We start from the raw sequence: 20,363 nt of genomic DNA, 5'->3' as shown, positions 1-20,363 counted from the left end.
GACATGAGCCACACAGATTCACTGCAGCACAAGAAAAAAACCGACAGCCTGGGGCGCGCAACATTCCATCACATCGTTCCATTGGCCGATGTGCGCCCCACGCCTCGTGAAATCCGCTGGTTCAAGCATATTGAGCGTCACGGGCCACTAAACTCTGCGCATCTACATGCACTCACCAAAGACACGCACCGCTGCAGGGATACAAGCCTGCGGCAATTGCAGAAATTGCGGGCCGGTGGATTTTTGATGCTACCGCGTCAACAGCGATTCACCGAGCACGCCGACTTCAACCCCTACATCTATGACCTGACCAAACAGGCGCGCGCTCATCTCATTGATCTCGGCCTGGCCGAACCCGCCGTGCGGCCAACAGGGCATTGGGGCCATGGAGCTGCCGTCTCCAGCGTGACCAGCGCGATTGAGATCGCGGCAGCGCAGGATGACGTGCGGTATATCCCAGCCCATGAAATCCTCGCCATCAAGCAAGCTTTCCTCACTATTCCGATTGGCCGTCGCAAACTGATCCCGGATCAGCTTTTTGCCTTGGATTACGGTGGTAGATATCGCGCCTTCATGTTGGAAGTAGATCGCGGAACCGAACCCAAGACATCAAGTGCGGCCCGCAAGAGTTATGCCTCATCGATTGAGATGTACCGACAGATGATTGAACAGAACATTCACCGCGCCAACTATGGCCTCAAGGCGACGGTGTTAATTCTATGGGTGTTCTCGCGACGCAGCAATGAACAGCGGTTTCTGGACTTGGTTGGCCAGTTTGGTGGCCCGGCAAAAAACCTTTTCTGCGCGCAAGTGATGCCGAATGACAGGGCCGCTCAAACCACCATCGGTTCCCATTATGAGAACAATTGGGCCAGATGCCAAAGCGCGCCAGTGCTGTTGTCCCGATCTGGTCTGAAGACCGGCTGAACCTCTTGGTCGAAAACGGGTGGCCGAAGTGTGCACCTCCGGCCACCCATACTCCTACATGAGGAGTGTCGGTCAGGCCTCCTCGCGACCCTCCATCCGTGTTTGAAGCCAGTCCAGCACTTCATCCTCGACCCATCCCACTCTGTTCGGGCCCAGCTGTACCCGCTTGGGGAATAGGCCTGCCTTTTCCAGACGTGCGACATGTTGCGGTGAATACAGAACCAACTCCTTCAGTTGGGGTTTTGAAAGTATCCTCATCACGATCTCTCCATCTCTGAAGAGCATCGCGATGCCCAAGGTTACGACAATACCCAGGCAGAGAAAGGCTAGCAGCTTGGAGTTGAAGTGGCGAGAGAGCGTTCATGGAATGCACACAAATCACTTGGTCGCCCAAATCCGGGTTTTTTCAGCAAGCGCATCAGAAATCGTGAGCAACGCTCTTATACCTGAACATTGCAGATCACCCGAAAACAACGTCAAACAAGTGACTAAAAAGAGACTAGAAATGAAGAAAGGGTTACGCGATTCCACCTAACCCTTTGATTTATTGGTGAGCCCGTCCGGGTTCGAACCGGAGACCTACTGATTAAAAGTCAGTTGCTCTACCAACTGAGCTACAGGCCCACTGGCGGTCTACTTAGAAAGGAGGCGGAGGGGGGTCAAGCCCTAAACCTGCGAATTTCTAGACACATGCTGGATAAGTGCGCTCAGCACAGTTATATGCGCCAAATGTGCAGCGCTTTGACACCTGATTTGCCCTTTATGAAAATGCACGGGCTGGGAAACGACTTTGTCGTCGTGGACGCGCGTGCGTGTGACCTGAATATTACGGCTACGATGGCCAAGGGAATCGGGGACCGGCATTTTGGCGTTGGCTTTGACCAGCTGGCGGTGATCAGCAACGGCAGCGGTGACGCATATCTGACCTTTTATAATGCTGACGGCTCTGTCTCTGCGGCATGCGGGAATGCCACACGCTGTATTGCTCGGTACTTGATGGAGGAAAGCGGGGCCGATCATCTGCACCTGACCACAGATCGCGGTGATCTGGTCGCCAGGGACGCTGGCAATGGCCTGACAGCGATCAATATGGGGCAACCGCAACTGCAATGGCATGAAATCCCTCTGGCGCACGAAATGGACACGCTTGAATTGCCCATGGATGGGGTGCCAACGGCGACAGGGATGGGCAATCCGCATTGCACCTTTTTTGTGCCTGATGTGGCAGCCATTGACCTCGCACAGTTTGGACCAACCATCGAACATCATCCACTCTTTCCGATGCGGACCAACGTACAGATTGCTCAGATCGTTGGCCCCGATCACATTCGTATGCGGGTCTGGGAGCGTGGCGTCGGCGTCACCTGGGCGTCAGGCTCTTCGTCCTGCGCGACGGGCGTTGCAGCGGCGCGCAGGGGCCTCACAGGGCGTGATGTGCGCATTGATCTGGATGGCGGCACATTGCACGTCAACTGGCGCGAGGATGGTGTCTGGATGACAGGTCCGACCATGCATGTATTCAGCGGAACGCTGACATCCGACTTTTTGATGAGCATCACATGAGCGCGCCTGTTTTCTCAAATCACGGGTGCCGGCTGAACGCTTACGAAGTTGAGGCGATGAAAGATCTGGCGGGTCAGGCAGGGCTGAAAGATGCTGTGGTGGTCAACACCTGTGCGGTGACGGCAGAGGCGGTGCGCAAAGCACGCCAGGACATCCGCAAGCTGCGCAAGGCCCACCCTGATGCACGGTTGATCGTGACAGGGTGTGCGGCACAGACCGAGCCTGACACTTTTGCCAAAATGGCCGAGGTCGACGCCGTAATTGGCAACACCGAAAAGATGCAGGCGGGCACGTGGACCGGCCTTGCCGCAGACTTTATCGGCACGACCGAGGCTGTTCAGGTGGATGACATCATGTCCGTCACTGAGACGGCTGGTCATTTGATCGATGGTTTTGGCACCCGCAGCCGCGCCTACGTGCAGGTTCAGAATGGCTGCGATCACCGCTGTACGTTTTGCATCATCCCCTTTGGGCGCGGCAATTCCAGGTCTGTTCCGGCGGGCGTGGTCGTAGATCAGATCAAGCGGCTGGTGGACAAGGGATTTAACGAGGTTGTACTGACGGGCGTTGATCTGACGTCATGGGGTGCTGACCTGCCTGCGACCCCCAAATTGGGTGATCTGGTGATGCGCATCTTGCGGTTGGTCCCTGACCTGCCCCGCCTGCGCATTTCATCAATTGATAGCATTGAGGTGGACGACAACCTGATGCAAGCCATCGCAACAGAACGACGTCTGATGCCGCATCTGCATCTGTCGCTCCAACATGGCGACGACATGATCCTCAAACGGATGAAACGACGTCATTTGCGAGACGATGCAATCCGTTTTACCGAAACGGCCATGCAATTGCGTCCCGACATGACTTTTGGGGCCGATATCATTGCGGGATTCCCGACAGAGACCGAGGCGATGTTTGAAAATTCACTGCGGTTGGTGGACGATTGCAACCTGACGTGGCTGCATGTCTTTCCCTACTCCACCCGTCCCGGTACCCCTGCCGCGCGGATGCCCGCGGTGAACGGTACCGACATCAAGTCCCGCGCAGCGCGTCTGCGGATGGCGGGAACGATCCGCGTCGTGGATCACCTGCGCAATCAAGTCGGGAAGACACATCATATCCTGATGGAAAGCCCGACAATGGGGCGCACTGAACAATTCACTCCAGTGCTGTTTGATCAACCCCGTCCCGAAGGACAGATTGTTCAGGCAAGAATTCTGTCCGCCGCCGCCGATCATCTTGCCGCATAGCATGGTGATTTTACCCGTCAAAGGACAGCTTCAGTGAATTCGACACCCCCGCTATTCGAGTCAGGTTTCCTTGGCAACGCGTCGGATGATCTGCGTGACTTGATGACAGCGCTCGCTGTCCGGCAGGACCTGCGCAAAGGCGAGACACTTTTTGTTCAGGGCGATCAGGGCGAGACGCTTTATGCTGTGCTCTCCGGTGCTCTCGAAGTCAGCGTCACATCGCCTGAAGGCCGAAAATTGAGCCTTCAGATTATGCACAAGGGCGCGGTTTTTGGCGAAATCTGCTTGTTTGATCCCGGCCCCAGAACAGCAACAATAACAGCACTCAAAGCCACATCTGTTCTGGGCATTCGAAACTCTGACGTCCTCAAGGCCCTACGGGATAAACCTAGGCTGAACATCGACATGATCCAGCTTGCAGGAAAACGTCTGCGGTGGATGGGGGCGCAGTTGAATGAACAGGTATTTTTGCCCCTGCCAGCCCGACTTGCGCGCAAAATCCTGCATTTGACCGGCAATGGACAAACCCCGACCGATAAACTGATCATGTCCCAATCGGATCTGGCCGAGTTTGTGGGCGCAAGCCGCGAAGCGGTCTCAAAAACCCTGTCGATCTGGAAGGCTGATGGCGTGATCGACCTTAATCGGGGTGGCCTGATACTGCGTGACCGAAATTCATTAACAAAAATCGCAAATATCATCGATTTTTAATCACTATGTGAGCTAGTTCACAGACGCGTCTGATCTGACGGGCAATACTCAAATCATTGAGACACACTGCTCAGGTAAGACCAAAGCCCCAGTATTAATTGCGGGTACCTGCGCATCATATAACGGTAAACGGTCAGACAAGCGCGAAAGGTGGCTAAGCCATTCTGGACCGGGGAGCCAGCTTTAAAGCAAACTCCTTCTGACCAAATTTTTTTAGTATCCCTTTCTCCCTGAGGAGCTGCTTATTTCACGCGGCTCAAACTTAACCCCTCCGGCCGTAACAGGCCGGAGGGGTCTTTTCGAGAAAATCCAAATAGCTGTCAGTCGTTTTCTTTGTGCTTGATCGGTGCCCAAAGACGCTTGTTGGTCAGATAAAGCAGCACGGATAGCAACGTCAGGAACAACACGCCGGCAAAACCGGCCTGCTTGCGATCACCCATTTTAGGTTCGGCCGTCCACATCAAGAACGCAGACACATCCTCTGCCAGATGATGTGCATCGTTCGCATGGCCATCGACAAACTCTACCTGCTCATCTTCAATAGGCGGTGCCATAGAAATCCAGCCACCGGGAAAGGCGGTGTTTTCATAAAACGTGGCACCAGCCTGTTCTTTGGTTTCACCGGTATAGCTGGTCATCAAAGCTGCGATGTATTCAGCGCCACCAGTACCTTTGAGGAACTGATTGATGCCCAATCCATAGGGTCCGTGAAACGCCGCGCGTTTTTTGGCCATCAAAGACAAATCAGGTGCGTTTTCCAGGTTGGAACCCGGAAAATGATCGACCGGAGTAGCCGAACGCGTATCATCCAGATCGGCGTCATACACGTCCCACTGCTTGGCATATTCAATTACCTGGTCTTCTGGCAGGCTCGGACCACCATCATCGCCCAATGTCCGCAGGGCGACATATTGAAGACCGTGACAGGCTGAACAGACCTCAGTGTAGATCTGCAAGCCACGCTGCAACTGGTTCACATCGTATGACCCGAAAGGCCCATCGAATGAAAAGTCGATGTTTTCAATGTGGGCGTCTCCGCCACCCGCCGCGAATGCGGCAGGTGCCAGAACAATCGCCATAGCAGCAGAGAGGATATGTTTTTTTATCATTTTCATCTGCCTTACTCCGCCGCAGTTGTCGTTGTCTTTGACGGGCCATAATGCGCGTCAAAATCGGCTTCGATGGTTTCTGGCTGCGGTGAAGGTTTCTCAATAACACCCAGCAACGGCAGGATAACCAAGAAGTACCCGAACCAGTATGCCGATGCGATAAGCGAGAAACTGGCATAGGGCTCTTCCGCTGGCATGGCACCCAGCCACATCAATGCGAAGAAGTCGATGACCAGCAGGGCAAACCACCATTTGAACATTGGCCGATAGCGGCCCGAACGCACGCTCGACGTATCCAGCCATGGAACCAGCGCCATCACAATAATCGCACCAAACATCGCCAGAACACCAAAGAACTTCGCGTCGATAATGCCACCTGTGACAAAGGAGGCGATCTGTACGACCCAAACCTCAGAGGTGAATGCCCGCAGGATCGCATAGAAGGGCAAGAAATACCATTCAGGCACGATGTGCGCAGGAGTCGCCAGCGGGTTCGCTTCAATATAGTTGTCGGGATGGCCCAGATAGTTCGGCATAAAGCCGACAACAGCAAAGAAAATCGCAAGGATCACGGCCAGCGCAAACAAATCTTTGATCACGAAGTAGGGCCAGAAAGGCAGCGTGTCTTTCTCTGCCTCTTCTTTCGATCCGCGGCGCACTTCTACACCTGTCGGGTTGTTGTTGCCTGTGGTGTGAAACGCCCAGATATGCACGATCACCAGACCCGCAATCACGAAGGGCAGCAAATAGTGCAGGCTGAAGAAACGGTTCAGCGTGGCGTTATCCACCGCAGGTCCGCCCAGCAGGAAGGTCTGCAATGATTCGCCCACAAACGGGACAGCGCCAAACAGACCCGTAATGACTGTGGCACCCCAGAACGACATCTGACCCCAAGGCAGGACGTAGCCCATGAAACCGGTTGCCATCATCAGCAGGTAAATCAACATGCCAATGATCCAGGTAATCTCACGCGGCGCCTTGTAAGAACCATAGTACAGGCCCCGGAAGATGTGCGCATAAACAGCGATAAAGAACAGCGAAGCACCGTTGGAATGCAAATAACGCAGCATATAGCCGCCGTTCACATTGCGCATGATGTGTTCAACAGATGCAAACGCCTGATCAACGTGAGGTGTATAATGCATCGCCAGAACAATACCGGTAACGATCTGCAAACCCAGACAGAACGTCAGAACAATGCCCCAGATCCACATCCAGTTCAGGTTCTTGGGTGTCGGGATCATCAATGTGTCGTAGAGCAGGCCAACGACATTCAGGCGGCTTGAAAGCCACTTTTCGCCCTTGGTCTTTGGCTCGTAATGGTCGTGCGGAATTCCAGCCATCTATCTGCTCCCTTAACCCAGCTTAATTGTTGTGTTGTCCGCCCAAGACGCAGGCGGGATCGGCAGATTTTCCGGGGCCGGACCTTTGCGGATACGGCCAGACAAGTCGTAGTGAGAGCCGTGGCACGGGCAGAACCAGCCGCCAAAATCCCCGGCATCAGCCAGCGGGACACACCCAAGGTGGGTGCAAACACCCATCTGAACGATCCAGGCACCCGGCGCTTCGCCCTCTGGTGACGGCATCACACGGTTTTCGTCGGTAGCTAATGCGTTGGGGTCAGAAATATTCGCATTCCGCGCACTTTCGTCAGGAAGCGTGCCGACGGCTGCCTCATCCTGCGCTTTTGCCTCTTGGATCTCAGCACCACTGCGGTGGCGGATAAAAACGGGCTTGCCCAGCCATTTGACGGTCAATTGCGTGCCAGGTTCAACACCGCCTACATCCACACGGATAGACGATAGCGCAAGCACATCGGCTGACGGGTTCATCTGGTTCACCAGGGGCCAAACGGCAGCACCAACGGCGACAACACCTGTACCGGCAGTCGCATAATAGAGGAAATCCCTCCGGTTGCCTGCGTGATCATCTGCTTGAGACACGAGTTTTCTCCACTTCTTGGCCAATCAGTGACCATCAGACATAGGGGCAACACGTCACATGTTACCCGACTTCAATTCGGTATCTACCGGGACAGGGCGCGCCCGTCCAGATGTCAAAGCCGCGCAAAGGGTCGCAGGGGGTCCGGGTTATGCAAAAAAACACCGCAATCAGGCCTGGATTACCCCTTTGGCGGTTGGGTTGCCTGCATTGAGGCACGCGAATCGAATTTCTCGAACCAGGCCGATAACGCGTCGTTGTCTGTGCGCCATCCCCGCGCATCCAAACGAAAATCGACGTAACCAAGGGCGCAGCCAACAGCGATCTGACCCATATCCAACGGTCCGGACAGATGGCTCATCCAGCGGGTGTTCAGCGCAGCACAGGCGCGGGCGATCTTATCCCACTGACCATCAACCCACGCGTCCATTCGCATGTTTTCGGGCCGCAGCCGCGTTTCATAAACCATCAGCAGCGCCGCATCCAAGATGCCGTCGGCCGTCGCCTCAAGCGTCAGCGTGTCCCAGTGCCGCGCGCCGGACCCGTACAATTTACCGCCAGCCCGATCGTCGAGATAGGCACAAATCACCCGGCTGTCATACAGCGTTGGCCCGTCAGGCCGTTCAAGTGCTGGTACTTTCCCCAACGGATTTTTGGGAAGCAACCCGTCGGCAGGCGCAAGTGGCGTGCCGGATTGATTTTGCAGCGTCACATCGTCCAACTGCTTGGTTTCATGCAAGAGCACCATCACTTTGCGGACATAAGGCGAGGTGGCGGAATAGGCGAGTTGCATCATGTATCCTTTGTTGGCTCGCACGAAGTATCACCTCGTGTTCCTCTATGTGCAATCATTCTTCCCCGACCCCACGCATCAACGCGGCAATTACATCCGTTTCTGCGCCAAAACCGTATCCCGCAACATGATCAGCCGCTGACAGCCGCACAGCGTCAGGCTTGTTCTGGTTCAGCTTCCATGTCCCATCCACACCTGTGACCTGCATCCGACACGGCACAATCTGACGCATCATCTTGTCCAAAACCTCTTTGGTCATCTTGGCAGTCTTCCAAGGTTTTTTGGGCAATAAACGATCCTCGTAGAAAGCCGATTGTCGGTCCAACAGATCGCGCAGTTCTTCTTGTGGGCGCAGCTCAAGAACACCGGTCAGATGCACGGCGACATAATTCCACGTCGGCACCTGATCAGGGACACCGTACCAATCGGGTGAAATGTAGGTGTCTGGGCCGGAAACAGCGATTTTCACACTCATCGGTTCGCGTAATGCGCGCGCAATCGGATTTGAACGGACCAAATGCAGGTCGGCCACATTGCCCGCCTCATTCAACAAAAATGGAATATGGGCAATCAGCGGACCATTTTTGGCATTAGCTGCCAATACCCCAAACCCCCGCTCGCGGGCATAGCCCAGGTTACGGGCAGCATCCGCATCATGATAAATCGGGTTTGGGTGCATCGTGACTGTCCTTCCGCTCTGACCCTTTTGCTATTGCAGGTTTCGCCGGGCCTTGGCAACGTGGCACCATTCTCAGGGCGGGGTGAAATTCCCCACCGGCGGTAAGTGGTCAGTCCCACAGGAGCCCGCGAGCGCTTGTGACCTCTCTTCGAGAGGCACAGGGACAGCAGATTTGGTGTGAACCCAGAGCCGACGGTCATAGTCCGGATGAAAGAGAATGCGTGGACAAGAAGCGGGCTCTGGCCTGCCCCATGTCTTCGTGATCGCCTTGGGTGGACGTGTCGAGACCAAACAAGGAGATCACATATGACACAGCTAAGTTCCGCCCTCACCCGCTTTGCCTTTGTCAAAGCGCAATGGCACGCCGATATTGTCGATTGTGCCTTGGACGGTTTCACCGAGATTATTGCCCCCGAGTTTGTGGATGTCTTCGACGTTCCGGGCGCGTTTGAAATGCCTTTGATGGCTCAGACCCTTGCCAAAACAGGTAACTACAGCGCAATCGTCTGTGCCGCCTTTGTGGTCGATGGCGGAATATATCGGCACGATTACGTGGCCAGTGCTGTTGTTGATGGATTGATGCGTGTCGGACTGGATCTTGGAGTGCCGGTGCTCTCGGTGTCATTGACGCCGCATCAATATCAAGAAACCGATCATCACAATGCGATTTATCGCAACCATTTTGTGTCCAAGGGACGCGAGGCCGCAGAGGCCGCCCTAAGCATTGTCGAAGCGTATGAGGAGCTAGAGACCTGATCGTCCCATATCAGCCACCTCACCCGAGGTAGTCGCGCAATTCCGGCGGCGGATTGTCCAGCAATATCCCCGCTGGTTGCGGCGCTTGCGCTATCCCGCCTTCGACAAAAATGACCTGATCGGCGATCCGCCTTACATCCTCTGGCGCATGCGTGACCATGATCAACGTGGCCTTGGTTTCGGACACAAGATCGCACATCAGATCCAGCATATCGTTGCGCAAGGCTGGTCCCAGGGCGGCAAACGGCTCGTCCAGCAAAACCAGTGGTCTGGCTTGCACCAGAACCCGCGCCAGCGCCGCGCGGCTTTGTTGTCCACCCGACAATGCACCGGGCCTTTTGCCTGCGTGGTCCGATAGACCCACGCGATCAAGCGCATCTGTCACGCGGTCGTTGTCTGCTGCGCTCAGGCGCAGATTCGCACGCAGGCCAAGGCCAACATTTTGCGCCACGGTCAGATGGGGAAACAGGTTGTTGTCCTGAAAAAGCATGGTCATTGGTCGTGCGCCCGGCACCGCATCGGTGATGTCGCGCCCGTCCCAGATGATCCGCCCCTGATAAAGTGGAATGAACCCACAGATCGCGCTGAGCAGTGTTGATTTGCCCGCACCCGACGGGCCGATCACCGCATACTTTTGCCCCTGATCAAGGGTCATATCTGCCGCCAGAACAAAATCCCCTTGCCGAATGACGGCGTTCTCAAGCCTCAGCATGCCAGCGTCCTCCCTTATCGCAGATCCAAAAAACGCCAAGCGCCAAGACCAGCAAGATAAGCGCCGCACCCGCGGCAGCCTCCATCCGGTATGCCCCCATCAGACGGTACATTTGCAAAGGCAATGTTGCCCGATCCGGGTCCGCAAAAAGTGCGATAACGCCCAGATCACCAACTGACAAAGCGCCCGTGAGCCCGGCTGCAAATCCAATTTGCGCCCGCAAGCGCGGCAGGATCAACCATCGCCAAAGCGGCCAACCCCGCATTCCCAGGCTTTCACCCAACCGCCCATAATCCTGCACCGTGTCGCGCAGCCTTGGCACCATGATGCGCAGGGCAAAGGGCATCGCCATCAACGCATTTACCAACGCGGTAACAGGCAATGCCAATTGCACAGGGTCAGCCAAAGGATTGATCAGGATGAACCACCCTGTCCCGATCATCAACGGCGATGCGGAAAGCCCCAACAGTCCTATCGCCTCGACCCCGCCAGTGCGGCGGGACGCAATCCATCCGGCCATGGGCAGCGCCAGCAGGCCCAGAACAACGACACTGATTGTGGCCACATAAACCGATGTGCCCGCCGCGTGCCAAACGGACACCGGCACCTGGCCAAGCCCGGCAAGACCGCGCAGCACAACCGCCCCCAACGGCAGCAACAAGAACAGTGCGGATAACACAATGATGCCAATATCCAGACTGCGTTGCAGACCACTCTCGGCGTCCCAGCGTTGCACGGGCCGGTCTATCCCACCACCGATGCTGATCGCGGGAATCACCGACAAAGCAATCAATGCCGCCCCTCCGGCAAGGACCAATTGCACCACCGCAAGCGATGCCGCACGGCCGAGATCAAAATCAAACTTGAACGCCTGATAAATTGCCAATTCAACAGTTGTGGCACTCGGCCCCCCTCCAAGCGTCAGTGCCACTGCAAAGCTGGTCAGGCAGATGACAAAAACCAACGCCGCCACCCCCGGCACAATCTGTTTGAGCAATGGCCATTCCAAGGTGCGAAAAAGCGATTCAGGCGTCAGGCGCAATTGTGCGGCCAATCTGAACCGTTCTGCCGGGATGGTTTGCCACCCCTGCAACAACAACCGGGTGGCCAGTGGCAAATTAAAGAACACATGGGCCAAAACCACACCATGCAGTCCGTAAATGGAAACGCCTGGCAAACCGACCATCGCCAGCCCGGTATTCAACCAACCGCTCCTGCCAAACACGGTCACGAGGCCAAGCACGGCAACAATCACAGGCAGGATAAATGGCGCACCCAGAAGCGTGACCAGAACGCCGCGCCCCATGAACTGACGCCGCGCCAATGCTCGGGCAAGCGGAATGGCCAACAGGACCGACAACACTGCTGACAAAACCGATTGAACAACCGTAAACCGGATCGCAGCCCAATCACCGGGGGCCAGGCCAGCCCCCGGTTGAACACGCGTCGCGATGCCAATAAAAGCCAGCAAAACCGCCGCTACCACCAAGGCAGCGGCGGCGATGCCAAACCGTGTGGTTACTGAGTCAGCGCGCTGCGCCATGCTTCGATCGCTTTGTCTTGCAGGGCGGCTGCTTCGGATTCGTCATAAAACAGCACCTTTTCCGGCAGCGGCAATTCGGACCATCCTTTGGGCCAGCTTTCTCGCGGCAATGCGGACGGCAGCGACCAGTTGGCCGTCGGGATGATCGTCTGAAACTCAGACGACATCACATAGGCCATAAATTGATCTGCCAACTCGGGCTGATCCGTTTTGGCGATCTTGGCCACCGTTTCAACCATGAAGTAATGCCCTTCCGCGAACAGCGCGGCGTGTTTGGTAAAATCTTCCTCGGCGAACATGTGATAGGCTGGCGATGTTGTATAGCTCAGCACCATGTCGGCCTCACCATCCGTAAACATGCCATAGCTGGCTGACCAATCCTTGGTCACGGTCAGGATCTTTGGGGCAAGTTTGGTCCATGCCGCCCCCGCATCATCACCATAAACCGACTGAACCCAAAGAACGAGCGCCAGACCAGAGATCGAGGTGCGCGGATCCTGGATGACGATCTTTACATCATCAGGCATGGCCAGCAGGTCGTCAAAGCTGGCAGGCGGGGTCGCCATGAGCGTTTCGTCATAGATGAACGCCGTGTGGCCATAGTTGAATGGCAAGAAGGTGTCGTCAGTCCAGTCAATCGGCAACGTCAGCGCGCTGTTGTCCTGACCATGCGGCGCGAACAGGCCCGTCGCACGCGCCTTTGCAGTCACATCCGACGTCAACCCAATGACAACATCCGCCTTGGTGCGCGCGCCTTCCAACAAAAGCCGTGGCAGCAGATCGCCGGTCGAAAACTCCAGATCGCAATCGCAGATCTTTTCAAATTCCGCCTCAATCACCGGGCCTGGGCCCCATTCAGACGTAAAATAATCGCCCGCATAGACAGTAAGTATGGGTGTTTCGGCATAGGCCGCATGGGTAAAAATTGGGGCCCCCATGATGGCCGTCGCAAGTGCAAGATACTTCATCGCATCCTCCTTTTGCGGCGAAAGGAAAAAGGTGGATGGATGTCCAGACCTTCCCTCCGCCGGTGTTAACCGGTTCAGGTTCTACGGGTCAGCTTTCGCAATCTCAGCACAATCAGTGCCCCCCGAGGTAGAACCAGAGGTAGGAGGTGTGTGTCAGGGATGCAAGCCAAATCCCCTTGAGGCAAATCGTCCCGCCCGCTAAGGATCATGCCAACAGGAGTACATCCCATGTCGATCAACAGCTTTGGCCATCTTTTCCGCGTGACCACCTGGGGCGAAAGCCATGGACCAGCGATTGGTGCCACTGTCGACGGCTGCCCCCCCGGCGTGAAGGTCGATGCCGAGATGATCCAGCACTGGCTCGACAAACGTAAACCGGGTCAAAACAAATACACCACGCAGCGGCGCGAAGCGGATGAGGTGCGCATCCTGTCCGGCGTCTTTGAAGGGGTCACAACAGGGACGCCTATTCAGTTGATGATCGAAAACACAGATCAGCGGTCCAAGGACTATGGCGACATCAAAGACAAGTTTCGCCCCGGTCATGCCGATATCACCTATTACCAAAAATACGGCATTCGCGATTACCGCGGCGGCGGGCGGTCATCAGCCCGCGAAACGGCGTCTCGTGTGGCCGCCGGTGGGTTGGCGCGCGAAGCGATCAAGGCAATGGCACCAGCCGTCCAGATCACCGGATACATGGTGCAGATGGGACCGCATCAGATTGACCGCGCTGCGTTTGACTGGGACCAGATCAACCAGAACCCATTTTGGGTCCCGGATGCCAAGGCCGCAAAAGCATGGGCAGACTACCTTGATGGATTGCGCAGATCGGGATCATCCGTCGGCGCAATTATTGAGGTCGTCGCACGCGGCGTGCCTGCGGGCCTTGGCGCGCCTGTCTATGGCAAGCTCGACACCGATCTTGCCGCCGCAATGATGAGCATCAATGCCGTCAAAGGTGTGGAAATTGGCGAGGGCATGTCCGCCGCAATGCTGACCGGCGAATTGAACGCTGATGAAATCAGTATGGGGCCGGATGGCCCGGTTTATTCCTCAAACCACGCTGGCGGCATTCTGGGCGGGATCAGCACCGGGCAGGACATCGTTCTGCGGTTTGCGGTCAAACCCACCTCAAGCATTCTGACCACCCGCAAAACCATTACCAAGTCGGGCGAAGATACTGAAATAATCACCAAGGGCCGCCACGACCCCTGTGTCGGTATTCGCGCGGTCCCGGTGGGCGAAGCGATGATGGCCTGTGTGATACTGGACCATCTGCTGTTGCACCGCGGCCAGATCGGTCAAAACCGCGGCCAGATCGGTTAATTCCCAGCCCTATTTGGCCGCCGCAGTCAAAACATCATCCACGCCCTGAACACTTTGGTCCAGCACGCCCAATGGCAAACGGGACCGCGCCAGAACACGCAGGCCGATGTACTGCGTCAAAAGCAGATTTGCCAAACGATGCTTTGTCTCTGGTTCAAGCCGATCAAAACTGCGCTCATCTTCCAGCGCTTTTCTGAATCCAGACTGCATTTTTGTCATCCCTTTTTGCACTGATCTTGCAATCTTCGGATCATCCACGGCGTCGCCAGTAGCAGCAGTACACAACAAACACCCACGGTAATCCGCATCAGCAACAGCGCGAACCACACTTTCGAACAACATCAATATCCGCTGTTTTCCATCGTTTATTTCAGGGCTTTCCAAAAGCTCTACTGCCCCGTCAACGACTGCCGCTTCGTACCGGTCTAGGACCAGCAGAAAAAGGTTTCTCTTGTCCTTGAACGCTTTGTAGAGGCTGCCTCGGGTCAATCCCATACCATCCAAAAGGGCCGGCAAAGACGCACCTTCATATCCGTGTGCCCAAAAGACCTGCATCGCCTTTTCAATCGCATCATCTGGTTCAAACTCTCTCGGGCGCGCCATCTCGTCCTCCTCAATGTCTTCAACAGTTAGTTAGGAACCAACTGTTACACAACTCACGCTCTTGTGTTTTGTACTATGTGGTTCCTAACTTTATTTGATCCCTACAGCAATACAAACCCAGCTCAAAGGACAAACCAATGAAATCCCTATTTGCACTCACATTGACAGCAATAATCGCTTTCGGCCCGGTATCCGCTGCCTATGCAGATACCTCTGGAACATTCACGGGTGCCAGCGACCACGTAACCAAAGGTGGCGTGACAATCACCAAGAATGCCGACGGCACGGCGACCGTCACTTTCGATCAAAGCTTTTCGCTGGATGGCGCACCTGACCCGCGCGTGGGTTTTGGCAAAGACGGCAGCTTTGTCTCAGTCGCCGACCTGGGCGCGCTGAAAAACCTCAACGGCGCACAAAGCTATGTCGTGCCTGCATCTTTGAACATTGATGACTACAATGAACTTTATATCTGGTGCCTGGAATTTGCGGTGCCTTTGGGCGTCGCGCAGTTAAACTGAACCGCTGCAACTTCGCTTGATCTTTAACGATTGCGGGCGCATTAAGCGGCCATGCCCAGCGCCCTGACACAGAATATTCCCGGCCGCGCCATTGCCCTCAAGCTTGGCGCGGTTTTTCTGTTCATGGTTATGGCCGCACTGATCAAAGCGGCATCTGGTGACGTCCCCCCCGGTCAGGCGGTCTTTTTTCGCTCTCTCTTTGCCATTCCGGTGATTGGTCTGTGGCTGTGGCAACAGGGGCATTTGCACGACGGGCTATACGTCAACAACCTGCTTGGCCATGTTTGGCGCGGCTTGTTTGGTACAACTGCGATGGGGCTGACTTTTGCAGGGCTTGCGCTGCTGCCATTGCCCGAGGTGACAGCGATCGGATATGCCACGCCGATGTTTACCGTGCTGTTTGCTGCGATTTTCTTAGGCGAAACCGTTCGCCTGTTTCGTCTTTCTGCCGTTGCCCTTGGGCTGGTCGGTGTGATGATTGTACTGGCACCGCGCCTCAGCATCGGAACAGACCTGGGCACAACCGCAACCCTTGGGGCGCTGATGGTTCTGACCGCATCGATCCTGCGCGCGTTGGTGCAAATTCACGTCAGACGGTTGGTACAGACCGACAGCACCTCGGCCATCGTATTTTATTTTTCCCTGACCGCGACGTGCATTTCCCTGCTTTCATTGCCGCTGGGTTGGGTTTTCCCCATCCCGTCACTGGCATGGACATCGCCGGGCATTGAGGTTCTGACACTGATCATCTGTGCAGGTCTGATCGGCGGTGTTGCACAAATCATGATCACTTCATCCTATCGTTTTGGCACCGCATCCATGCTGGCACCTTTCGATTATGCCTCAATGATATTCGCCAGCATCATCGGCTGGGTCGTGTTCAGCGAAGTGCCAACGCGCGCGATCCTGATCGGGGCATCTTTGGTCATTGCAGGTGGCGTTTTGATCATCTGGCGCGAACGCCAGTTGGGGCTGGAACGCGGGCGTGCGCGATCCGTGACTGATCCCAAAGCCTAAGGCTTTACCTCGCGATGCAACTGCCTATGGTGCCGTTCAATCACCCATAGGGAGCATGCCATGTCTGACGCGGATCAAAACCAGCACAAAGAAAAGATGAAGGAACGCCAGGCCGCCCAGCGCGCCAAGGTTTCCGACCTGCAAGACCCGGAAAAAGGTCTGGTGCTGGTTCATACCGGTGCTGGCAAAGGCAAATCATCCAGCGCCTTTGGCGTCGTGGTGCGCGCATTGGGCTGGAAGCAGAAGGTGGGCGTCGTCCAGTTCATCAAAGGCAAATGGAAAACCGGCGAACGGATATTCTTTGATCGCTTGGGCGAGGTCACCTGGCACACCATGGGCGAAGGCTTCACCTGGGATACCCAGGACAAGGAACGCGATATCGCCGCCGCTCAAGCGGCTTTTGCCAAGGCGCGGGAACTGATGGAAAGCGGTGACTATGATCTGATTGTGCTCGACGAGATTAACATCGCGATGCGGTATGAGTATGTATCGGTCGCGGATGTGCTGGCGGGACTGGATGCCCGTGACAAACGCACGGGCGTGATCCTGACTGGTCGCGACGCAAAGCCGGAACTTTGCGACTACGCCGATCTGGTGACGGAAATGACCGAGGTCAAACACCCCTTCAAGGCAGGGATCAAAGCGCAGAAGGGTGTGGATTACTGATATGCTGGAAAAAGTTGCACTGGTTACAGGTGCTGCGCGGGGCATCGGCTTTGCGACCGCGCGGCTTTTTCTGGACGCAGGCTGGCTGGTTGCCGTCCTTGACCGAGACACCGAGGCGCTAAACTCCGCAGTGCAGGATTTGGGCCAGGGTGCCGGTGGTTTTGACTATGACGTTTCAGATCCAAGTGCAGTCGATGCCGCCATCAAAGATATCATGGCCAGATTTGGACGCATTGATGCGTTGGTCAACAATGCCGGCGTCGCGGATTTTGGACCTATTGAAGAAACCGACTTTGCCCGTTGGCGGCGGGTGATGGAGACAAACCTGGACGGTGTTTTCCTCATGTCTCAGGCCGCAACCCCAGCGCTCAAACAAACGCAAGGCGCAATCGTCAATATCGCATCTATTTCCGGCTTGCGTGCATCCACGTTACGGGTGGCCTACGGCACCTCTAAGGCGGCGGTGATTCAGCTGACAAAACAACAGGCCGCAGAATTGGGCGAACATGGCATTCGCGCCAACTGTGTTTGCCCCGGCCCTGTGCGGACCAAGCTGGCAATGGCCGTGCACACACAAGACATCATCGACGCCTACCACGATGCGATCCCACTGAACCGCTATGGTTCCGAACAGGAGATCGCGGAAGTGATCGTGTTCTTGTGTTCGGATAAGTCCAGCTATGTCACCGGGCAGGTCATTGCATCTGATGGCGGGTTTGAAAGCACTGGCGTGGGCCTGCCGGCGCTACGGGGATAAACGCCAGATGATCTGACATCCCCTTCGCCCGAGCAGCCAAAACGACCAAGGGTGAAACCCACATTTCATGGAACCTGGAATTTGGACTTGCGATTAGGGTCAGGTTTGGGTTTTCACATCTGCGCAAAGTCGAGAACGGCTGCGGCCCAGCTCCGGCGCTGGGCCGTTCTCAGCCATTTCAGCGCTAAAGCCGCACCAGTTTCTCATAGCTCTCAGCAATATCGCGTGTCAGTGCGCCGACCTCAAAGTTATAGTCGCCAATCTGACCAACGGGCGTGACTTCGGCAGCCGTGCCAGTCAGCCAGCACTGCTCAAATCCTTCCAGCTCTTCTGGCATGATATGACGCTCGTGCACCTTGATGCCCTTGTCTTTCAGCATCCCCACGACTGTCTGGCGCGTGATGCCGTTCAGAAAACAATCAGGGTCGGGTGTATGGACTTCACCATCCTTGACGAAAAAGATGTTCGCGCCTGTCGCCTCGGCCACATAACCGCGATAGTCGAACATCATCGCGTCTGAACATCCCTTGGCCTCTGCCGCGTGCTTGGACATCGTGCAAATCATATAGAGCCCGGCCGCCTTGGCATGGCTGGGAATTGTCTCTGGCGAAGGGCGCTTCCATTTCGAGATGTCGAGCTTGGCACCCTTCATCTTGGCATCACCGTAATAGGCACCCCATTCCCAGGCAGCGATGGCCAGCCGCACGGGGTTGCGTGCGGAAGCCACACCCATGTCCTCTCCAACGCCGCGCCATGCGATGGCCCTGACATAGGCATCCTGCAACCCCGAAGAGGCCAGAACCTCGACCTTCGCGGCCTCAATCTCATCAATTGTATAGGGCACGTCAAAGTCGATCATATTCGCCGACCGCTTCAGCCGCTCAGAATGTTCCCGGCTCTTGAATATCTTGCCGTTATAGGCGCGCTCGCCCTCAAATACCGAAGACGCATAATGCATCGCATGGGTCAGAATGTGGATATTGGCATCGCGCCAAGGCACCATCTGACCGTCCATCCAGATGTGACCATCCCGATCATCATACGCGCCCGCCATGGTATTTCCCTTCAAGTAATTGGTATATCTTTGCATTTATTGCGCAAAATACGTCCGATACGGACATAAAGTTGCGCAAAACCTGAAATTGGATAGCCTTTGAGGCTTGGAATGTCAACAACACTGACTTAAACTCGTTCCAACGAAAAACGAGGCGCATGATGGCAGACGGACGCGGACCTTCCACCAACAGCGGCGAAAGCCTTTTGTTTCTGACGGACGAGCAACTGCGCCAAGGCATTGAGGCGATGTTTTTCGCCTATCGCGGCTTTACGGCTGACCCGGATCGCATTTTGGTCGATATGGCATATGGTCGGGCACACCACCGTGCGGTCCACTTTGTAAACCGGGCACCGGGCACCACAGTGAACAACCTTTTGAACATATTGGGTGTCACCAAACAATCACTGAACCGTGTGTTGCGCACCCTGATTGCCGATGGTCTGGTGATCAGTAAGGTTGGGCGCAACGACAAACGCGAACGGCATCTGTTTCTGACGGACAAAGGCCGCGCGTTGGAACAGAAACTGTCAGATGCACAGCGCGCCCGCATGCGCGCGGCGTTTCGCGATGCTGGGCCCGATTCCGTGGCCGGATTTCGAAAGGTTTTGGAAGCAATGATGGATCCGGAAATGCGAAGAAGTTACACGCAATTGAAGGAGAATGGTGCATGACCGATATGGACGCCCATCTGCTGATCGTTGATGACGATGAACGCATCCGCACGCTGCTTCAGAAATTCCTGATGCGAAACGGTTTTTTGGTCACAGCCGCCCGCGACGCGGGCCATGCGCGTCGGATCCTGACGGGGCTCGATTTTGATCTGATCGTACTCGACGTGATGATGCCCGGAGAGGACGGTTTGTCGTTGACCCGTTCGTTGCGCGAAACCATGCAAACGCCGATCCTGTTGCTGACCGCCAAAGGCGAAACCGGCAACCGCATCGAAGGGTTGGAAGCGGGTGCCGATGATTATCTGCCCAAACCGTTTGAGCCCAAAGAGCTGCTATTGCGGATCAATGCCATCCTGCGCCGGATGCCTGATACGAAGGCAGAAGATGCCGCACCCAAGGTGATGTCCCTGGGTGCCATCCGCTATGACCTTGAACGTGGTGAGATGTGGCATGGCGATGAGCTTGTCCGTCTTACCGCTACTGAAATCCAATTGATGAAAATATTCTCAGCCGAGCCCGGATCACCCCTGAGCCGCGCAAAGCTGGTTGAAGAATTGGGACGGGATCGTGGACAGGCCCAGGAACGTGCTGTGGATGTTCAGATAACGCGGTTGCGGCGCAAGATCGAAGACAATCCGAAACAGCCCCGATATCTTCAAACCGTGCGCGGTGCAGGGTATATGCTGGCCCCTGATTAAAGCGATTTCCGAGTTCCATTTGACCACGCCAATATTGGACGACCTGCTGGCATTGCCGGGCTGGCCGGATTAAAGTCCCGCAAATAGTGAATTGA

At 55.7% G+C, this 20,363-nt stretch carries 23 protein-coding genes, 1 tRNA gene and 2 riboswitches; of the genes, 12 read left to right on the top strand and 12 right to left on the bottom strand.

What is annotated here, in order from left to right:
• Positions 1 to 3: 3 nt before the first annotated feature.
• Positions 4 to 927 (top strand): replication-relaxation family protein, encoded by a 924-nt coding sequence (locus tag C1J02_RS01430; RefSeq protein ID WP_114876764.1) that lies wholly within the window; start codon positions 4 to 6, stop codon positions 925 to 927.
• Positions 928 to 999: 72 nt separating this feature from the next.
• Here the strand turns inward: C1J02_RS01430 and C1J02_RS01425 are convergent, their stop codons facing one another.
• Complete coding sequence (locus C1J02_RS01425) at positions 1,000 to 1,185, bottom strand: AlpA family transcriptional regulator (RefSeq protein ID WP_015500682.1); 186 nt, start codon at positions 1,183 to 1,185, stop codon at positions 1,000 to 1,002.
• Between the two features lie 290 nt (positions 1,186 to 1,475).
• Positions 1,476 to 1,551: transfer RNA gene (locus C1J02_RS01420), tRNA-Lys, on the bottom strand.
• A 117-nt stretch (positions 1,552 to 1,668) separates the two neighbouring features.
• Between C1J02_RS01420 and dapF the strand changes: the two genes are divergently transcribed.
• Genes dapF through C1J02_RS01405 form a run of 3 tightly spaced genes read left to right on the top strand, consistent with a single transcriptional unit; the run spans position 1,669 to position 4,451 of the window.
• A complete protein-coding gene (gene dapF, locus C1J02_RS01415; protein ID WP_162798203.1) occupies positions 1,669 to 2,490 on the top strand; it encodes a diaminopimelate epimerase in 822 nt (273 codons plus the stop codon).
• Positions 2,487 to 3,740, top strand: a complete 1,254-nt coding sequence (mtaB, locus tag C1J02_RS01410; protein ID WP_114876811.1) for a tRNA (N(6)-L-threonylcarbamoyladenosine(37)-C(2))-methylthiotransferase MtaB — start codon at positions 2,487 to 2,489, stop codon at positions 3,738 to 3,740. The genes dapF and mtaB overlap by 4 nt, the downstream gene beginning before the upstream one ends.
• 33 nt (positions 3,741 to 3,773) lie before the next feature.
• The gene (locus tag C1J02_RS01405) at positions 3,774 to 4,451 is read left to right on the top strand and encodes a Crp/Fnr family transcriptional regulator (RefSeq protein ID WP_368073761.1); all 678 of its coding nucleotides are present in this window, start codon (positions 3,774 to 3,776) and stop codon (positions 4,449 to 4,451) included.
• A 320-nt stretch (positions 4,452 to 4,771) separates the two neighbouring features.
• Here the strand turns inward: C1J02_RS01405 and C1J02_RS01400 are convergent, their stop codons facing one another.
• The 5 genes from C1J02_RS01400 to C1J02_RS01380 form a co-directional block, all read right to left on the bottom strand.
• On the bottom strand, positions 4,772 to 5,560 hold the full coding sequence (locus tag C1J02_RS01400) for a cytochrome c1 (RefSeq protein ID WP_114880304.1): 789 nt from the start codon (positions 5,558 to 5,560) through the stop codon (positions 4,772 to 4,774).
• An 11-nt stretch (positions 5,561 to 5,571) separates the two neighbouring features.
• Complete coding sequence (gene petB, locus C1J02_RS01395; RefSeq protein ID WP_114876810.1) at positions 5,572 to 6,903, bottom strand: cytochrome b; 1,332 nt, start codon at positions 6,901 to 6,903, stop codon at positions 5,572 to 5,574.
• A gap of 12 nt (positions 6,904 to 6,915) precedes the next feature.
• Positions 6,916 to 7,503: a ubiquinol-cytochrome c reductase iron-sulfur subunit gene (gene petA, locus C1J02_RS01390; RefSeq protein ID WP_114876809.1), complete on the bottom strand. Its 588-nt coding sequence runs from the start codon at positions 7,501 to 7,503 to the stop codon at positions 6,916 to 6,918.
• Positions 7,504 to 7,682: 179 nt separating this feature from the next.
• Entirely contained in the window at positions 7,683 to 8,294 is a 612-nt protein-coding gene (locus tag C1J02_RS01385) for a glutathione S-transferase (RefSeq protein WP_114880303.1), read from the bottom strand.
• Between the two features lie 55 nt (positions 8,295 to 8,349).
• The gene (locus tag C1J02_RS01380) at positions 8,350 to 8,973 is read right to left on the bottom strand and encodes an FMN-binding negative transcriptional regulator (protein WP_114876808.1); all 624 of its coding nucleotides are present in this window, start codon (positions 8,971 to 8,973) and stop codon (positions 8,350 to 8,352) included.
• A gap of 64 nt (positions 8,974 to 9,037) precedes the next feature.
• A riboswitch (FMN riboswitch) is annotated at positions 9,038 to 9,196 on the top strand.
• 83 nt (positions 9,197 to 9,279) lie between these two features.
• Here C1J02_RS01380 and C1J02_RS01375 point away from each other — a divergent pair.
• Positions 9,280 to 9,729: a 6,7-dimethyl-8-ribityllumazine synthase gene (locus C1J02_RS01375; protein WP_114876807.1), complete on the top strand. Its 450-nt coding sequence runs from the start codon at positions 9,280 to 9,282 to the stop codon at positions 9,727 to 9,729.
• 19 nt (positions 9,730 to 9,748) lie between these two features.
• On the opposite strand, the gene C1J02_RS01370 is transcribed toward C1J02_RS01375, so the two are convergent.
• From C1J02_RS01370 to C1J02_RS01360, 3 genes are read right to left on the bottom strand one after another with little or no spacing between them, the layout of a single operon-like run.
• Positions 9,749 to 10,441 (bottom strand): ATP-binding cassette domain-containing protein, encoded by a 693-nt coding sequence (locus C1J02_RS01370; RefSeq protein ID WP_114876806.1) that lies wholly within the window; start codon positions 10,439 to 10,441, stop codon positions 9,749 to 9,751.
• Positions 10,428 to 11,984 (bottom strand): thiamine/thiamine pyrophosphate ABC transporter permease ThiP, encoded by a 1,557-nt coding sequence (locus tag C1J02_RS01365; RefSeq protein WP_114876805.1) that lies wholly within the window; start codon positions 11,982 to 11,984, stop codon positions 10,428 to 10,430. The genes C1J02_RS01370 and C1J02_RS01365 overlap by 14 nt, the downstream gene beginning before the upstream one ends.
• The gene (locus C1J02_RS01360) at positions 11,960 to 12,922 is read right to left on the bottom strand and encodes a thiamine ABC transporter substrate binding subunit (RefSeq protein ID WP_114880302.1); all 963 of its coding nucleotides are present in this window, start codon (positions 12,920 to 12,922) and stop codon (positions 11,960 to 11,962) included. The genes C1J02_RS01365 and C1J02_RS01360 overlap by 25 nt, the downstream gene beginning before the upstream one ends.
• Before the next feature lie 64 nt (positions 12,923 to 12,986).
• Positions 12,987 to 13,087, bottom strand: a riboswitch (TPP riboswitch).
• Positions 13,088 to 13,180: 93 nt separating this feature from the next.
• Here C1J02_RS01360 and aroC point away from each other — a divergent pair.
• Positions 13,181 to 14,281 carry a chorismate synthase gene (gene aroC / locus C1J02_RS01355; RefSeq protein WP_114876804.1) on the top strand — a complete coding sequence of 367 codons (1,101 nt, stop codon included), beginning with the start codon at positions 13,181 to 13,183 and terminating at the stop codon, positions 14,279 to 14,281.
• Positions 14,282 to 14,290: 9 nt separating this feature from the next.
• Here the strand turns inward: aroC and C1J02_RS01350 are convergent, their stop codons facing one another.
• Entirely contained in the window at positions 14,291 to 14,884 is a 594-nt protein-coding gene (locus C1J02_RS01350; RefSeq protein ID WP_114876803.1) for a TetR/AcrR family transcriptional regulator, read from the bottom strand.
• Between the two features lie 137 nt (positions 14,885 to 15,021).
• Here C1J02_RS01350 and C1J02_RS01345 point away from each other — a divergent pair, with 137 nt between their 5' ends.
• From C1J02_RS01345 to C1J02_RS01330, 4 genes are read left to right on the top strand one after another with little or no spacing between them, the layout of a single operon-like run.
• A complete protein-coding gene (locus C1J02_RS01345; RefSeq protein ID WP_114876802.1) occupies positions 15,022 to 15,402 on the top strand; it encodes a DM13 domain-containing protein in 381 nt (126 codons plus the stop codon).
• A gap of 51 nt (positions 15,403 to 15,453) precedes the next feature.
• Entirely contained in the window at positions 15,454 to 16,419 is a 966-nt protein-coding gene (locus C1J02_RS01340) for a DMT family transporter (protein WP_114876801.1), read from the top strand.
• Between the two features lie 60 nt (positions 16,420 to 16,479).
• A complete protein-coding gene (gene cobO / locus C1J02_RS01335) occupies positions 16,480 to 17,085 on the top strand; it encodes a cob(I)yrinic acid a,c-diamide adenosyltransferase (RefSeq protein ID WP_114876800.1) in 606 nt (201 codons plus the stop codon).
• A gap of 1 nt (position 17,086) precedes the next feature.
• Positions 17,087 to 17,842, top strand: coding sequence for an SDR family NAD(P)-dependent oxidoreductase (locus C1J02_RS01330; protein ID WP_114876799.1), 756 nt, complete (start codon positions 17,087 to 17,089; stop codon positions 17,840 to 17,842).
• Positions 17,843 to 18,026: 184 nt separating this feature from the next.
• On the opposite strand, the gene C1J02_RS01325 is transcribed toward C1J02_RS01330, so the two are convergent.
• Entirely contained in the window at positions 18,027 to 18,896 is an 870-nt protein-coding gene (locus C1J02_RS01325; protein WP_114876798.1) for a branched-chain amino acid aminotransferase, read from the bottom strand.
• A gap of 161 nt (positions 18,897 to 19,057) precedes the next feature.
• Between C1J02_RS01325 and C1J02_RS01320 the strand changes: the two genes are divergently transcribed.
• Positions 19,058 to 19,570 (top strand): MarR family winged helix-turn-helix transcriptional regulator, encoded by a 513-nt coding sequence (locus C1J02_RS01320; protein WP_114880301.1) that lies wholly within the window; start codon positions 19,058 to 19,060, stop codon positions 19,568 to 19,570.
• Entirely contained in the window at positions 19,567 to 20,268 is a 702-nt protein-coding gene (locus C1J02_RS01315; protein ID WP_114876797.1) for a response regulator, read from the top strand. The genes C1J02_RS01320 and C1J02_RS01315 overlap by 4 nt, the downstream gene beginning before the upstream one ends.
• Positions 20,269 to 20,363: the final 95 nt, after the last annotated feature.

The sequence above is a fragment of the Sulfitobacter sp. SK011 genome (assembly GCF_003352065.1).
Lineage (GTDB): Bacteria > Pseudomonadota > Alphaproteobacteria > Rhodobacterales > Rhodobacteraceae > Sulfitobacter.
The sequence above is the reverse complement of the archived record's forward strand: the minus strand, read 5'-3'. Positions and strand labels throughout refer to the sequence as shown.

What these genes read in the sequence shown, in the direction of transcription:
- C1J02_RS01340 (WP_114876801.1), top strand. Translation starts at nt 15,454, where the DNA reads ATGCCCAGCGCCCTGACACAGAATATTCCCGGCCGCGCCATTGCCCTC.
- mtaB (WP_114876811.1), top strand. Translation starts at nt 2,487, where the DNA reads ATGAGCGCGCCTGTTTTCTCAAATCACGGGTGCCGGCTGAACGCTTAC.
- C1J02_RS01400 (WP_114880304.1), bottom strand. Translation starts at nt 5,560, where the DNA reads ATGATAAAAAAACATATCCTCTCTGCTGCTATGGCGATTGTTCTGGCA.
- C1J02_RS01325 (WP_114876798.1), bottom strand. Translation starts at nt 18,896, where the DNA reads ATGGCGGGCGCGTATGATGATCGGGATGGTCACATCTGGATGGACGGT.
- C1J02_RS01360 (WP_114880302.1), bottom strand. Translation starts at nt 12,922, where the DNA reads ATGGGGGCCCCAATTTTTACCCATGCGGCCTATGCCGAAACACCCATA.
- C1J02_RS01380 (WP_114876808.1), bottom strand. Translation starts at nt 8,973, where the DNA reads ATGCACCCAAACCCGATTTATCATGATGCGGATGCTGCCCGTAACCTG.
- C1J02_RS01345 (WP_114876802.1), top strand. Translation starts at nt 15,022, where the DNA reads ATGAAATCCCTATTTGCACTCACATTGACAGCAATAATCGCTTTCGGC.
- C1J02_RS01375 (WP_114876807.1), top strand. Translation starts at nt 9,280, where the DNA reads ATGACACAGCTAAGTTCCGCCCTCACCCGCTTTGCCTTTGTCAAAGCG.
- C1J02_RS01370 (WP_114876806.1), bottom strand. Translation starts at nt 10,441, where the DNA reads ATGCTGAGGCTTGAGAACGCCGTCATTCGGCAAGGGGATTTTGTTCTG.
- C1J02_RS01315 (WP_114876797.1), top strand. Translation starts at nt 19,567, where the DNA reads ATGACCGATATGGACGCCCATCTGCTGATCGTTGATGACGATGAACGC.
- C1J02_RS01365 (WP_114876805.1), bottom strand. Translation starts at nt 11,984, where the DNA reads ATGGCGCAGCGCGCTGACTCAGTAACCACACGGTTTGGCATCGCCGCC.
- C1J02_RS01385 (WP_114880303.1), bottom strand. Translation starts at nt 8,294, where the DNA reads ATGCAACTCGCCTATTCCGCCACCTCGCCTTATGTCCGCAAAGTGATG.
- C1J02_RS01320 (WP_114880301.1), top strand. Translation starts at nt 19,058, where the DNA reads ATGGCAGACGGACGCGGACCTTCCACCAACAGCGGCGAAAGCCTTTTG.
- C1J02_RS01430 (WP_114876764.1), top strand. Translation starts at nt 4, where the DNA reads ATGAGCCACACAGATTCACTGCAGCACAAGAAAAAAACCGACAGCCTG.
- C1J02_RS01350 (WP_114876803.1), bottom strand. Translation starts at nt 14,884, where the DNA reads ATGGCGCGCCCGAGAGAGTTTGAACCAGATGATGCGATTGAAAAGGCG.
- aroC (WP_114876804.1), top strand. Translation starts at nt 13,181, where the DNA reads ATGTCGATCAACAGCTTTGGCCATCTTTTCCGCGTGACCACCTGGGGC.
- petB (WP_114876810.1), bottom strand. Translation starts at nt 6,903, where the DNA reads ATGGCTGGAATTCCGCACGACCATTACGAGCCAAAGACCAAGGGCGAA.
- cobO (WP_114876800.1), top strand. Translation starts at nt 16,480, where the DNA reads ATGTCTGACGCGGATCAAAACCAGCACAAAGAAAAGATGAAGGAACGC.
- C1J02_RS01425 (WP_015500682.1), bottom strand. Translation starts at nt 1,185, where the DNA reads ATGAGGATACTTTCAAAACCCCAACTGAAGGAGTTGGTTCTGTATTCA.
- C1J02_RS01330 (WP_114876799.1), top strand. Translation starts at nt 17,087, where the DNA reads ATGCTGGAAAAAGTTGCACTGGTTACAGGTGCTGCGCGGGGCATCGGC.